Here is an 11,850-nt window from a genome sequence, read left to right on the forward strand (position 1 = left end):
TCTGAAGGATCACGCGGTGGCCACCCTGCTGTCCGGGGATTGCGACAAGCTCAGCATCCAATGCTGCTGCTACACCACGCTATTGGACGCAACCCATGATGGCCGGGTTCGTGCTGGCGCGGGCTGCGTTTTCAGGGTGGGGTGATATGCCTGGGTGTCAGCTGAAGGTGCGGCGGTAGGTGTGGGGACTGACGCCGGTGGTGCGTTTGAAGCGGTCGCGGAAGGCGGTGGGCGAGCCGAAGCCGACCTGGGTGGCGATGCGCTCTACGGAGTGGTGTGTGGTCTCCAGGAGGTGTTGGGCTTGGCGGACGCGGGCCCGGTGCAGCCACTGGAGCGGGGTTGTGCCGGTTTGTTCGCGGAAGCGGCGTATCAGGGTCCGGGTGCTGGTTCCGGCCTGGGTGGCGATGTCGGCGAGGGTGAGGTCGCGGCCGAGGTTGTCCCGCAGCCAGGTGAGCAGGGGTTCGAGGGTGGAGCCCTGGGGGGTGGGTGCATGGTCGTGGACGACGAACTGTGCTTGTCCGCCTTCCCGTTCGAGGGGCATGACGGACAGGCGGGCAGCGTCGGCAGCGACGGCTGAGCCATAGTCGCGGCGGATCATGTGCAGGCACAGGTCCAGGCCTGCGGCGGCGCCCGCCGAGGTGAGGATCTGGCCATTGTCGACGTACAGAACGTCCGGGTCGACCTCGATGTCCGGGTGGGTGGCGGCCAGGAGGTCGGTGGCAGTCCAGTGGGTGGTGGCCCGCAGGCCGGCGAGCAGGCCGGTGGCGGCCAGCGGGAAGGTGCCCGAGCAGATGGAAGCGATGCGCGTGCCGTTGGCGGCGGCTGCGCGCAGCGCGGCGCCGACGTCGGGCGCGAGCGGGGCCGCCGGTGTGGCGGTACCGGGCACGATGATCGTGTCCGCGCCCCTGAGCCCGTCGAGACCCCAGGGCGCCCGCAGTGTGAAGGTGCCGGCGTCGATCTCCGGTTGTTCGGCGCACACGCGGACCTGGTAGCCGGGGCGCCCGTCCGGGAGCCGGGTGCGGGTGAAGACCTCGATCGGAGTGGAAAGGTCGAACGGGATCACCTGGTCCAGCGCGAGAACGGCGACGGTGTGCATGGCCAGAAAATACCTCCCCGCCGGATGACAGTCCCGATCTCGGCTCCCGAGATCTCCGATTCACCACAGCTCAACGGCTCCTCGGCAGCATTGGCACTATCCCGTCGAATGGTGTCGGTAATGCCACTGGGAGACGAGGTGGCAGCCCGGTACGTTCGGGGCGTCCCCGGCACAGGCCGCCGCTTCCCCCATTCGGAGGACCTCCATGCACGCCCAGATCGTCTTGTTCGATGGCTTCGATCCGCTCGATGTCATCGCCCCCTACGAGGTGCTCTACGCCGGCGGCACTGCCTCCGCAGGCGCCGTGACCGTGGAACTGGTTTCCGCCGAGGGGCCCCGCGAGGTGGCCAGCGGCACCTGCGGGCTGGCGCTGCGCGCCACTGCCGCCCTCGACCCCGGGCGTGCCGGCCTGATCCTGGTCCCCGGCGCTTCGGGCCGCGTCGGAGAACCCGGCGAGGTCCCCGACCATGACGCGGGGGCCGGGGAAAGGCAGCAGGACGAATTCATCCCCGTACTGTTGGGCCGCACCCTGAGCACCGAGTTGCCCGCGCTGTTGAAGGCCGCGATGGAAAATCCCGAAGTGACAGTCAGCGCCGTGTGCGGCGGCTCACTCGTTCTGGCCATGGCCGGCCTGCTGGAGGGACGCCATGCCACCACCCATCACATGGGCCTGGACATGCTCGACGCCACCGGCGTCCATGCGGTGAGCGCCCGCGTCGTCGACGACGGCGACCTCGTCACCGGCGCCGGTGTCACCTCCGGACTCGACCTGGGCCTGTATCTGCTGGAGCGCGAGGTGGGCCCCCGGATCGCTCATGCCGTCGAGGCACTGTTCGCCCATGAGCGCCGCGGCACTGTCTGGCGCAACTGGGGCCCGCAGCCCGCCCGGCTTTGACCTGACGCCCTTCACCTTGCACCGCCTGCTCGCACCACACCGTTAGGAAGCACATCAGCATGTCCGTCGAAGGCACCTGGGACCTGTCCATCGCCACCCCCATCGGCAGGATCAAGGCCGTAACCGAGTTCCGACACAAGGACGATGTCCTCACAGGGACCGCCCACGGGTCGGGGGAGGAAGTAACACTCAGCGACGTCGTCCTCGACGGCGACCGGCTCTCATGGAAGCAGGCCGTCACCAAGCCCATGCGGCTGAACCTGACCTTCGCCGTGACGATCGACGGCGACACCCTGACGGGAACCTCCAAGACCGGACGCCTTCCGGCCTCGAAGGTCACCGGCGAGCGCCGCACCTCCCAGACGGACACGACGCACTGACCATGACGAAACTCTTCCTCTCCCTGCACATCCTGGCCGCCGTCGTGGCCATCGGCCCGGGAGGTCAGCGCCGAGGGGCTGCTGCGGCATCCGTCGTTTCGTGGGGTGCGCGCCGATCGTGACGCTGCCGAGGTGGCGATCCGGCAACCGTATCCGGTTGCGTGACGATCGGGTCGGATCACGGGTAGGATCGTGGGTATGACTCGTCGGACTACGAAGGTTTCGCTGTCGCTGGAGTCCAGCGCCTGGGAGATCGCCGAACGTGAGGCCGGTCTGGCCGGGATGTCGCCGTCGGCGTGGATCTCGAAAGCCTGCCGTGACAAGGCGATTCGCGACTTCCGTCCGGTGATGGAACCGGTCGCCGAGGCGGACGCGGCCGCCGAGTACGAGGCAGAGCAGGCCGCAGCCGATGCTGCTGAGGGTGTGCGCCGCCGCAAGGGCGCTGCGTGAGGCGCGGGGACATCCACTATTACGGACAACCCGGTGCGGCACTGACGACGATCGTGCTGCTGGCCTCCAACCAGGCCGTGCTCGACAGCGAGCGGCCCTGGTTCATGGGCCTGGACCTACTCGACGAAGGTGACGGTGACCTGCTGACCGTGCCGATCCCCGAGCACGGGTGGGTCAACACGGCCGCGACACACCGGCTGTATCGCCAATGGGTGGGCGAGCGGATCGCCGGCACCGACGCCGAGACCATGGAGCGGGTCGAGGAGGCGCTACGCGCGTCGCTGGATCTGTAGCCCGATCCGACTGTGCCGAATTGGAGCCCGCCCAGCTGCTCGTCGGCGAACCCAAGGACGCCGAAGGTCTGGCCCACGCCGGAATCGACACCGGAGATCATCGCGGCGTGCCGGACCTGGAACCTCGCGCCGGCTCTCGCGATTATCGACGCCCGCCTACGACCGGTGCTCGCAATCCGAGATAACCACGGCGACATCAGGGTTCGTGCGCCTCAGCGTTGTGCGAAACCAGGGGAGTCATGGACAACACTCCGCACGGCATCCGAGTTCGGCATATCCCCTGGTAGGGGTGATCCAGTGGTGGCGCCGCTTTGGACCCGGCGTCACGACCGATAGCACCCTCAGCTGCGGTTACTCCGATATGCGCCACCCCAGCACCACACTCCGGCGTGCGCCGAAAGTGTGACTCGCAGCGGTAGCTGGCGGTGTTGTCGCACCCTCGGGTGGCGCCGACGAAGCTGATGTGGCCTGTGCCGCGGCTCTTTCGAACGTGCGTCAGCAGACCCGGTAGGGATCCGCTTCCGCCCAGGCTTCGCGCCGCGCGGCGGGTAGCCGGTCGTCGATCAGCTGGGGTTGGGCGTCGAAGGAGAGGCAGGTGCGCTTGTCCGGGGTGAACGACGGCCAGTCCGGGAGGTCGGGGGTCTGGGGGTTGCCGGTGTGTGCGAAGGCGGTGAACGAGGCGACCATTGTTGCGGAGAGCCGTTGTGCGGTGGCCGGATCCGAGAGTTTGACGTGGTCCAGGTTGCCGAAGGTATAGGGGACGTCGGAGCTGTGGATGGGTCCCATTGGTATGGCGGCGGGATAGTCGAAGGTGTACTGCCATACCTTCGCCCCGGCCGCTTGGGCGTGTTCGGCCAGCCATACCGACGGCATCTGAGCGAACCAGCTGCTGAACACATCGGTGCGTGGGTCGTGTCCCGGCAGTGGTGTATCGGAGTACACCTGCTGCAGGTGGTCCCAGAGTTGATCACCGACGGCTTGGCGGAGCAGCGTTTCGGTTCTGCTGCCGAACAGCGGGCTGATCGCGGCGAACGAATCTGCTTCCCTGGCGCAGGTGCCGATCATCAGGTCCACACTGCCGTTCACCGTCTTCAACGGGTGGTCGGTGAATACCACTCCGTCGATGACGTTGGCGTAGGGGTCCAGTACCTGCGGGTCGATATTGGCGGCCGTCGACGCGTGGAGCAGGTCCTCGGCCGGGACATCGGTCAGCTTGGCCGGATCGCTGATACCGAGGGTGTGCAGAACCGAATTGGTGGTCGCTGCCATGAATTCCGGGGTCCGCATCGGCCGTGGTCCGCCGCTGGCCAGGATGGCGCGGTGAAACAGCTTGCGCGCGTCGGCAATACCCAGCATCGGCCCGATCGACATGGCGCCCGCCGATTCACCGGCCACGGTCACGTTCGCCGGATCGCCGCCGAAGCCGGCAATGTTGTCGCGCACCCAGCGCAGCGCCGCCATCTGATCCAGCAGCCGCAGGTTCCCCGAGCCGGGCTTGCCCGGCAGGACCAGCCCGCCGAAGGCGCCGAGCCGGTAGTTGATGGTGACCAGAACGCAGTCGCGCGCCGCGTAATGCGATCCGTCGTAGAGCGGGTCCGCACCCTGCCCGGACACGAACCCGCCGCCATGGATCCACACGATCACCGGCCGTTTCCCGCTGGTCGCGCGGGACCACACATTCAGATACAGGCAGTCCTCGCTCTGATCGGCCACCGGTGCCGCCAGATCCGCCTTGGACGGCGGCTGCAGTCCTCCGTGCCCGAACTGCGTCGCGTCGCGGATCCCGCTCCACGCCTGGGCCGGTTGCGGCGGCGCGAACCGCAGGTTCCCGGTCGGCGGGGCGGCGAAGGGAATGCCCTTCCACACCAGTACCCCATCGGCAACCTGCACGCCGCGCACCTTGCCCTGTCGGGTCGTCGCAACCAGCGGCTGATCACCACCGGCCGAACCGCCGCCGCTGGAGCAGGCGGCCGTCGCGGTCAGCGCCGCCACACCCGCTCCGGCCAAGCCGAAGAACCTCCTGCGGCCGACCGGGAGCCCTTCGGCCGTCCCCGAGGTGCGATCTGTGCCCATGCGTAATTCCTTACCATAGGTAACAAAAATCCCGCGCATACGGCCCAAGGCTGTTGCGCGGCATCGCCGTTGACGTACACATACCTGGTCACAGCGCCACCCCGGCCGGGTTCGATGCTCGACTGCCCGGGCGGGGAATCGCTCGTCGTGTCAAGCGGCGGCCTGGGAGCGGGACAGCGCGATCGTGGTGGCGCACATGACGACGACTGCGAGCGAGGCGACGACCAAGCCCGCGGTGCCGGTGCGGAGCCGTTCGTCCAGCACGGTGAGACCGATGAACGCGGCCGCCAGGGGCTCGCCGATCGTGACGGCCGGCAGCGACGCGGCCAGCGGCCCGGCCTGGTACGCGCGTTGCTGTAGGTAGACACCGGTGACACCGGACGCGACCAGCGCCCAGGTCTGCCAGGCGCCGAGCACGTGGCCGAGTCCGTGCTCGAACAGGCCGGTGACGTAGGAGGTGAGCGCGGCGGCCAAGCCGTACAGCGAACCGCTCGCCACGCCGAGCAACAGCGCGCGCCGTGCCGGATCCGCCGCTACGATCCCGCCCGCTGTCGCCGCCGCGATCAGCCCGAGCAGCATCGCCAGTGGCACGAGCCAATCACGCAGCGGCGCATCGGTATTGCCCTTGGTCGGGTCGCCGACGATCAGAAAGCAGGCCAGGGCGGCGGCCAGCGCGAGCGCAGTCGCCCAGGTGCCCGGCGGGACTCGGCGGTTATTGAGCCGCGCCGACAGCGGCAGCGCGAACACCAGTGAGCTCACCAGGATCGGCTGCACCAGCAGCACGGCGCCCAGCGCCAGCGCGGCGACCTGCAGGGCGTATCCGCCGGTGTCCCCGATGACGCCCGCCCACCAGCGCGGGTTGCGCACCAGGGATTCGATCAGCGCCGCTTTTTCCGGCACCGCGGCGGCCGCCCGCTGCTGCGCGACCGCGGCGACCGCGAACAGCAGCGCGGCGAGAAGTGCGCACAGGACAGCGGCAGCCGTATGGTTCGACACCGATCAGTGTGCTCCGCGAGTGCCGTATCCGGACGACTGCTGCGCCCGCACGGCGTGTCGCCGGGTCCGTCCGGGGGCGGCGCCGTCGAATTCCATCTGCTCGCCGATGCCGGGGATGGCGAGCCCGATGACGGACAGGCGCCTCTTCTCCAGCCGCGATGTCGGGGGTCGGGGGAACAGACGCACGGAAACCGGCGGTAGGGCGAATAACCTGTGTGTTCGACTGGCCGTTCAAGCTGCCGCCCACAACGCCCAGGGTCCCACATCGGGCCACATGCTCATGCTGGCTATAGCGGACGATGGTGCGCGCTCCTGCCGCATGTCGCGCGGTTCGAAGCGGCCACGCGGCAAGCCCGAAGATCAACGCGCCGAGATCATCTCGGCCAGCCGAGCGCACTGAACTGCCGTATACCGCGCTGACCGAACCGGCCAGCGTGGGGCGCTGGCGGCTGGAACCTGGTGTGGCGCAGAACGTCCGCTATTGCTGAGAGGCGCGCGGCACTGTGGCTCAATAATGAAGGTATCCGGACAACCCGCTTGCTTGTGTCGCACCTTGTGGTGTTGCGATGCGCCTGCCCGCATGTCCGGATTGCGGTGTCCGAAGGATGGGCGCGGGCAGACGCATCGACCCCACTAGTGATGGAGCTGGCAGGTATTCGGCTCCCCGGCGGGCCCGGATTGGTGACGACATGTGGGTGGCCCTGACCGATCGCGCCGACCACCCCAGCCCGGTCCGCGGTGTAGCGGGCACGAGCATCGGCGATGATCGCGACGCTGTGCTGGCTAATACCGGGGGCTGCCCTCGTTTCGGCTGCCGTCGGGCCGGAAGCTTTCGGCGAGGAAGTTCAGCACGCCTTCTTTGGTCAGCTCGACACGGTCGAGGTGCGGGTAGTGGCCGGAGTCCTCGATCATCGCGACGGTGGTGGGCGCACCCGACAGCTGCTCGGCCGTTCGGCGCGCCTCGGCGGCCGGGTCGGCCATATCGGGGTCCTTGGTTCCGGTGACGATCAGGACCGGGCAGCGAACCTCGTCGTAGCGCAATGCGGGCCCGGCCAGCGACTCGGCGGTTTGAGCGCGGAGCGCCTGCATGCGTCCCGGCTCAGCCAGGTTGGCTTTCAAAGCAGCGACCGCAGGGGTGAAGTCCGCGGGCTTGTCGGTCGGGAACAGCGTGCGGTAGAACATCGCCCACAGCCCCGGGGTGCGGGTGACCGACCAGGCGGCGGCCCGCATCCACGCTTTCGGCCTGCTGCCGCTGGCGAACGTGCCGATGAGGACGAGCCCGGTGACCTCGTCGGGGGCCTGTGCCGCCGCCCATACCGCCGCCGCGCACCCGATCGAATGCCCGATCACCGTCGCCTGCCCGCCCAGCAGGCGGATCAATGCCAGGATGTCGCCACCTATTGCGGCGCAGTCATAGGTCGGCCAGTGGGCGCTCGACCGGCCGTATCCACGGACATCCATCGCGGCTACCCGGTAACCGGCCGCCGCCAGTTCCGGCGCCAGTAGCCGGAAGGTCGAACTGTTGTCGCCGAGCCCGTTGACGCACACGACCAGCGGGCCATCATCCGGGCCGATCGACTGGTAGGCGATCCGGCCGTCCGCCAGCTCCAGGAAGTGCGTATTCATCGTTCCCTCTTTCGAGATCAGTCCGGTCAACTTGTGTGAGCATTGCTCTCCACTGTGATCAGTGTACTGATTCGGGCGTCATATGCAAGAGCACTGCTCACGTTTATGAGCATTGATCCAAATATGTCTGCCGATCCGCATCACCGCTGCGTGAACCGCCAGGGCCGCGGCGACCCCGACGAAGCCGCAACCAGGTACCGGCGGCCCGCCGACACCGGACTCGCCAGCGCGGGTTGCTGTCGGTGATGGCGATCAACCGCCACTCGGCGGCGTGCTGGCGGCCGGTGGTGGTACCTATCGGCCGGGCGCGGCGGCCGAGGTTGTCCTCGCACGGTTGCGCGGCCTCGCCGAGCTCGCGTACCAGGCCCACACCGACGAGCTCGACGAGCGTTACTGAGCGTTTCGTCGGCGGTCGATCAGAGCATCGAGCAGAGCGCGGGCGCGGTCGCCGTAGACGGCCTGCTCGATGAGAATGCCGAATGTCTTCGCGTGCAGCAGGATTTCAGACGGACGCGTGATCGTGAGCTCGGCCGAAACGGTCTCGGTGAGTACTTGCTCTCGGTCGTAGATGACAAAGTTTGTTGCAGGGCAGCGGTATTCGGCGTCCAGCGGCAGGATGCCGAGCCTCACTCGTGGGTTGGACATCAGTTCGGCGAGGTCGGTCAGTTGACCGATCATGGTCTCAGCGTCGCCCACAGTGCGCCAGAGCGCGGCCTCGCCGATCAGGATGTGAAATCGGTGCTTGCCGAGCTGTAGCACTCGCTTTCCGGCGAGCCGGGCGGCGACGGCCTCCTCGAGGTCGTCACGCCCGCCAGTAATGGCGATACAGGCAGTGTGGACGGCGCGCGCGTAGGACTCGGTTTGCAGTAGGCCGGGGACGACGTCGGGAACCCACCAGTGAATCAGTTCGGTCTGTCTCTCGAGGGTGATGGATTGGCGTTGCCGGTGGGCATGGCCGGCGGCGAGGGTGCGTTGCCATTCCAGGTAGGCCGCGCGCAGATTGCGCAGGCTTGCAACCAGATCGTCGAGGACGGCCGGATTCCGCAGGCATCGCACCACGCGGCGAGATCGTCCTCGGATGGCGCCTGACGGCCGCGCTCAATTCGGCTGACCCCGGCAGCGCGCCCAAGAGCTGAGCCTGCGGGTGTCCCGGGTGCTGGTCGTAGACAAGACAGACCAGGACCGGATGGGGATGCTGTACCGGCTTCTGCGGCGGATCGACTGCGCAGTGGTGATCTATTCCCAGCCTGGCGCACGTGGGCGGAAACCCCCGCCGCGTAACGGCTTTCGCGGAACTCCAGACCGTCCATCCGGCCGAGTGCCATCACTGGCGCACCCGAATCCCTCGATGCGAGTTGGACGAAGCGCTGGCGCAGGAACCCCAGGGCCACTCCGGCGCTCGGGAGCCCCGGGAGGAGCTGGTTAAGGGGGAGCTGAATTCGGCAGCCGGGGATAGACATTCAGGGACGTTCCACAGGTAGGCCCTCGGGCTGGTGCCTCTTCGGTTGCGCCGCGAACCTACTCCATCGATCGGCTCGCCGGCGCGATCAACGCCCTGTAGTCCGCCGCCGAAACACGAAGCCGCCTCGGACCATTTCGGTCCGAGGCGGCTTTCGTTGTGTCCGGGGTCAGCCGGGGATCTGCGCGCCGATAGCGCTTCCCACACCAGCGCCGATCGAGCCGCCGATGACACCGCCAGCGACACCGCCGATTCCGGCGCCGATCACGGTGCTGACGGGGCATACGGGTACGACGACAACGCATCCGATCGCGCCGCCAGCGAGAACGCCGATGACGGCGCCGGCGACGGTTCCGACGGTGGCACCGATTTGGCCGCCCGGGATTGCCTGGGTTTGCCCCGCGGCGACGGGGGTAGCGACAGGCTGTGCGGGGTCGGGGCTGGTTGCGGCGGACGCGATGCCGGTGCCGGCTCCGGCAAGGCCTGCGGCGATGATGGTGGTGGCTGCGATCTTGCGGAACATGGCGTTACTCCTGGATCTGCTGTCGAGCACTGCTTTTCGTGGCCTTGAAGGCAAGCTCGAGTTTGGCGCCTGGCGTGCGCTGGTCGGTGCTGTACCAAATACCGATCAATTGTGCGTCAGCCCACTGCCCGGCGACGTTCTTATTGGCGACTGCATCGGATCCAAATTGTCTGTTGCTGTCCGGGTTTGAGCCGGTCGGTGGTGTTCACGTTCGTGCCGCGTACGTCGTTGCCCTGGATGTATTGGACTTCGGGTCGGGCGACGCCGGTGAAGTCGTTCGAGGTGTTCTCCACTGGCACTTGGCTTCCGGTGGATCCGTTGGGCTTCTGGGCGATGCCTTGTAGCAGGGACATGGCGGGCAGCGACGGTTTTGTTCTTGTGGGTGTCGGGGCCTGGTTGGATCGGTGCCGGACTGGTCGCCGTGGGGTGGATAGCTGCCAGCGGCGGTGGTCACGCGCTGGCGCGGGCGATCGCAACAACCGTTTCGCCGAGATCCGGCCTCGGGACCTCTTCACGCGTTCGGCGACCAGCTCGGCCACCTGGTCGAAATTCCAGGGTCGCGGTAATCGTTCGGGCCGGGCCCCGCCGGCCTCGGCGCGCTCGATGACGCGCTTCACCGTCTTGGGCGTGGTGCCGCACAACTCGGCGGCCCCACGGTAGGTTCCGACCTCTCGATAGGCGGAAATGATGTCCATTCGCCCTCTCGCGGAGCCGGCCGACCGCCCGAGGCTACTGTCGTTTCATGCCAACTACGTTGCCCGCAAAGGCTGTCGACGCGATCAACGGCGGATTGCTCGCCCACCTGGTCACCATCAATGCCGACGGTTCGCCCTATGTCCGCTGCGTCTGGACCCACGCCGAAGCCGGCTCGCTGAGCATCGGCTCGATGAGCCTGGACAAGCGCTATATCCGCAACCTGCAACGCGATCCGCGCGTCTCGATCTCCTACCAGTCGGGTGCGATCAATCCCCACGGGCTGGCCGAATACCTCGTCGCCGAAGGGCGGGCCGAGGTGATCGAGGGCCGTGACGGTCGCGCCCTGCTGAACCATCTCGGCAAGGCCTACATCGGCCCCGACGCCGACTTCCTCGCCGATCCCACCCTGGGCGAGGGCAATCTGATCCGCGTCCACTTGACCAAGGTGACCGGCGTCGGAGCCTGGCTGGACTGAGCCCGCAGCAGCAGCCTGCCGGGTGCGTGGCGCTCTTCACGGGCGCCACGCGTAGCGGACATCCGGCTCACCCTCTTCGTTGCGCCGGCCGTCGGTCCGATCGATCTCGACGAATCCGTGCCGCTGGTAGAATCTTCGGGCCGATCCGTTGACTTGAAATGTCCACAACCCCAATCCATTCGGCCTCAATTCCTTGGCGAGACCGATCAGCTGATCCCCGAGCCCGCTACCCCTCCAGGTCGGCTCCAAGTAGAGCTGCTCGACCTCGTCGGCTTCGAGCACCAGAAACCCACGAATATCCTCGTCGACGACCGCAACCCACGTCTCCTGTTGTGGCACAACCACATCGGCGAACCACCGCCGAACAGCCTCATCGCTATGCCCCCGCTGAACCCCCGGCAGCGCCGCAGCGAAGGATCGCAGCCACAACTCAGCGATATCGGCAGCATCGGTGCCTTCGGCCCGCCGAAGCAACAAATTCACAACCCGAAACTAACCTGCCCCTGCTCTCCGAGGCCGCTCCGGCTCGTGGAAGTACCACCATCGTCCAAGTAGCCGAATGTCGCGCGTTAGCTGCCGTCCGTAGGCCTATCCGATGCTGCGGGTGCGACGAAGACCGTTGCAGGCACTACTCCGGCATCTGAGCCCGCACCGCATACCGGGCGGACCGAACCGGTCGGAGCGGGGGCGCCGGTGGCCGGAACCTGGTGCGATGCAGAACGCCGGCAACTGCCGATTTCGATGTGCTCTGGCCTTGTCCTGATCCAGCCCCTGTCCGTCTGCCGGTTACTTCTGTCAATGGCCATATGGAAGTCGCCGCTGGTGGCCGGGTGAGGTATCCACTGGTGGCCAGGAAGAGTCCCCACCCCTTTGCTGGGGTGGGTGGTT

14 protein-coding genes and 1 pseudogene are annotated in these 11,850 nt (G+C 67.5%); 7 read left to right on the forward strand and 8 right to left on the reverse strand.

Annotated features, from left to right (window positions below; translation table 11 throughout):
- Nucleotides 1–157 precede the first annotated feature (157 nt).
- Nucleotides 158–1,096, reverse strand: coding sequence for a GlxA family transcriptional regulator (locus tag ACIRRA_RS44425; protein WP_402781675.1), 939 nt, complete (start codon nucleotides 1,094–1,096; stop codon nucleotides 158–160).
- A gap of 205 nt (nucleotides 1,097–1,301) precedes the next feature.
- Between ACIRRA_RS44425 and ACIRRA_RS44430 the strand changes: the two genes are divergently transcribed.
- From ACIRRA_RS44430 to ACIRRA_RS44445, 4 genes are all read left to right on the forward strand, one after another.
- The gene (locus ACIRRA_RS44430; protein ID WP_402781678.1) at nucleotides 1,302–1,991 is read left to right on the forward strand and encodes a DJ-1/PfpI family protein; all 690 of its coding nucleotides are present in this window, start codon (nucleotides 1,302–1,304) and stop codon (nucleotides 1,989–1,991) included.
- Between the two features lie 59 nt (nucleotides 1,992–2,050).
- Nucleotides 2,051–2,371, forward strand: a complete 321-nt coding sequence (locus tag ACIRRA_RS44435; RefSeq protein ID WP_402781681.1) for a hypothetical protein — start codon at nucleotides 2,051–2,053, stop codon at nucleotides 2,369–2,371.
- A 198-nt stretch (nucleotides 2,372–2,569) separates the two neighbouring features.
- Complete coding sequence (locus ACIRRA_RS44440) at nucleotides 2,570–2,821, forward strand: hypothetical protein (protein ID WP_402781684.1); 252 nt, start codon at nucleotides 2,570–2,572, stop codon at nucleotides 2,819–2,821.
- Nucleotides 2,818–3,114 carry a hypothetical protein gene (locus ACIRRA_RS44445; protein ID WP_402781687.1) on the forward strand — a complete coding sequence of 99 codons (297 nt, stop codon included), beginning with the start codon at nucleotides 2,818–2,820 and terminating at the stop codon, nucleotides 3,112–3,114. Before ACIRRA_RS44440 ends, ACIRRA_RS44445 begins: the two co-directional genes overlap by 4 nt.
- Before the next feature lie 495 nt (nucleotides 3,115–3,609).
- On the opposite strand, the gene ACIRRA_RS44450 is transcribed toward ACIRRA_RS44445, so the two are convergent.
- The 3 genes from ACIRRA_RS44450 to ACIRRA_RS44460 all read right to left on the reverse strand — a co-directional run bounded on the left by ACIRRA_RS44450 (nucleotide 3,610) and on the right by ACIRRA_RS44460 (nucleotide 7,809).
- Nucleotides 3,610–5,187: a carboxylesterase/lipase family protein gene (locus tag ACIRRA_RS44450; RefSeq protein ID WP_402781690.1), complete on the reverse strand. Its 1,578-nt coding sequence runs from the start codon at nucleotides 5,185–5,187 to the stop codon at nucleotides 3,610–3,612.
- A 150-nt stretch (nucleotides 5,188–5,337) separates the two neighbouring features.
- A complete protein-coding gene (locus ACIRRA_RS44455) occupies nucleotides 5,338–6,183 on the reverse strand; it encodes a DMT family transporter (protein WP_402781693.1) in 846 nt (281 codons plus the stop codon).
- Between the two features lie 783 nt (nucleotides 6,184–6,966).
- The gene (locus ACIRRA_RS44460) at nucleotides 6,967–7,809 is read right to left on the reverse strand and encodes an alpha/beta fold hydrolase (RefSeq protein ID WP_402781696.1); all 843 of its coding nucleotides are present in this window, start codon (nucleotides 7,807–7,809) and stop codon (nucleotides 6,967–6,969) included.
- A 271-nt stretch (nucleotides 7,810–8,080) separates the two neighbouring features.
- On the opposite strand from ACIRRA_RS44460, the gene ACIRRA_RS44465 reads away from it, so the two are divergent.
- Nucleotides 8,081–8,206 carry a hypothetical protein gene (locus ACIRRA_RS44465; RefSeq protein ID WP_402781699.1) on the forward strand — a complete coding sequence of 42 codons (126 nt, stop codon included), beginning with the start codon at nucleotides 8,081–8,083 and terminating at the stop codon, nucleotides 8,204–8,206.
- On the opposite strand, the gene ACIRRA_RS44470 is transcribed toward ACIRRA_RS44465, so the two are convergent.
- Both ACIRRA_RS44470 and ACIRRA_RS44475 read right to left on the reverse strand, forming a co-directional pair.
- On the reverse strand, nucleotides 8,200–8,739 hold the full coding sequence (locus ACIRRA_RS44470) for a DUF5753 domain-containing protein (RefSeq protein WP_402781711.1): 540 nt from the start codon (nucleotides 8,737–8,739) through the stop codon (nucleotides 8,200–8,202). The two genes, ACIRRA_RS44465 and ACIRRA_RS44470, sit on opposite strands and share 7 nt — an antisense overlap.
- Nucleotides 8,740–9,437: 698 nt before the next feature.
- The gene (locus ACIRRA_RS44475; protein WP_402781702.1) at nucleotides 9,438–9,791 is read right to left on the reverse strand and encodes a hypothetical protein; all 354 of its coding nucleotides are present in this window, start codon (nucleotides 9,789–9,791) and stop codon (nucleotides 9,438–9,440) included.
- On the opposite strand from ACIRRA_RS44475, the gene ACIRRA_RS44480 reads away from it, so the two are divergent.
- Nucleotides 9,790–9,981, forward strand: coding sequence for a hypothetical protein (locus ACIRRA_RS44480; RefSeq protein WP_402781714.1), 192 nt, complete (start codon nucleotides 9,790–9,792; stop codon nucleotides 9,979–9,981). The genes ACIRRA_RS44475 and ACIRRA_RS44480 overlap by 2 nt on opposite strands.
- A 283-nt stretch (nucleotides 9,982–10,264) precedes the next feature.
- Here the strand turns inward: ACIRRA_RS44480 and ACIRRA_RS44485 are convergent.
- Nucleotides 10,265–10,486 (reverse strand): annotated as a pseudogene (locus ACIRRA_RS44485) (IS21 family transposase); the annotation flags it as partial.
- A 47-nt stretch (nucleotides 10,487–10,533) separates the two neighbouring features.
- Between ACIRRA_RS44485 and ACIRRA_RS44490 the strand changes: the two are divergent.
- On the forward strand, nucleotides 10,534–10,962 hold the full coding sequence (locus tag ACIRRA_RS44490; protein WP_402781705.1) for a pyridoxamine 5'-phosphate oxidase family protein: 429 nt from the start codon (nucleotides 10,534–10,536) through the stop codon (nucleotides 10,960–10,962).
- Nucleotides 10,963–10,998: 36 nt separating this feature from the next.
- Here ACIRRA_RS44490 and ACIRRA_RS44495 read toward each other — a convergent pair whose 3' ends face one another.
- Nucleotides 10,999–11,439 (reverse strand): GNAT family N-acetyltransferase, encoded by a 441-nt coding sequence (locus tag ACIRRA_RS44495; protein ID WP_402781708.1) that lies wholly within the window; start codon nucleotides 11,437–11,439, stop codon nucleotides 10,999–11,001.
- Nucleotides 11,440–11,850 lie beyond the last annotated feature (411 nt).

Source organism: Nocardia sp. NPDC101769, assembly GCF_044766925.1.
GTDB lineage: Bacteria > Actinomycetota > Actinomycetes > Mycobacteriales > Mycobacteriaceae > Nocardia.

What these genes read in the sequence shown, in the direction of transcription:
- ACIRRA_RS44425 (WP_402781675.1), bottom strand. Translation starts at nt 1,096, where the DNA reads ATGCACACCGTCGCCGTTCTCGCGCTGGACCAGGTGATCCCGTTCGAC.
- ACIRRA_RS44430 (WP_402781678.1), top strand. Translation starts at nt 1,302, where the DNA reads ATGCACGCCCAGATCGTCTTGTTCGATGGCTTCGATCCGCTCGATGTC.
- ACIRRA_RS44435 (WP_402781681.1), top strand. Translation starts at nt 2,051, where the DNA reads ATGTCCGTCGAAGGCACCTGGGACCTGTCCATCGCCACCCCCATCGGC.
- ACIRRA_RS44440 (WP_402781684.1), top strand. Translation starts at nt 2,570, where the DNA reads ATGACTCGTCGGACTACGAAGGTTTCGCTGTCGCTGGAGTCCAGCGCC.
- ACIRRA_RS44450 (WP_402781690.1), bottom strand. Translation starts at nt 5,187, where the DNA reads ATGGGCACAGATCGCACCTCGGGGACGGCCGAAGGGCTCCCGGTCGGC.
- ACIRRA_RS44460 (WP_402781696.1), bottom strand. Translation starts at nt 7,809, where the DNA reads ATGAATACGCACTTCCTGGAGCTGGCGGACGGCCGGATCGCCTACCAG.
- ACIRRA_RS44480 (WP_402781714.1), top strand. Translation starts at nt 9,790, where the DNA reads ATGGCGTTACTCCTGGATCTGCTGTCGAGCACTGCTTTTCGTGGCCTT.
- ACIRRA_RS44475 (WP_402781702.1), bottom strand. Translation starts at nt 9,791, where the DNA reads ATGTTCCGCAAGATCGCAGCCACCACCATCATCGCCGCAGGCCTTGCC.
- ACIRRA_RS44490 (WP_402781705.1), top strand. Translation starts at nt 10,534, where the DNA reads ATGCCAACTACGTTGCCCGCAAAGGCTGTCGACGCGATCAACGGCGGA.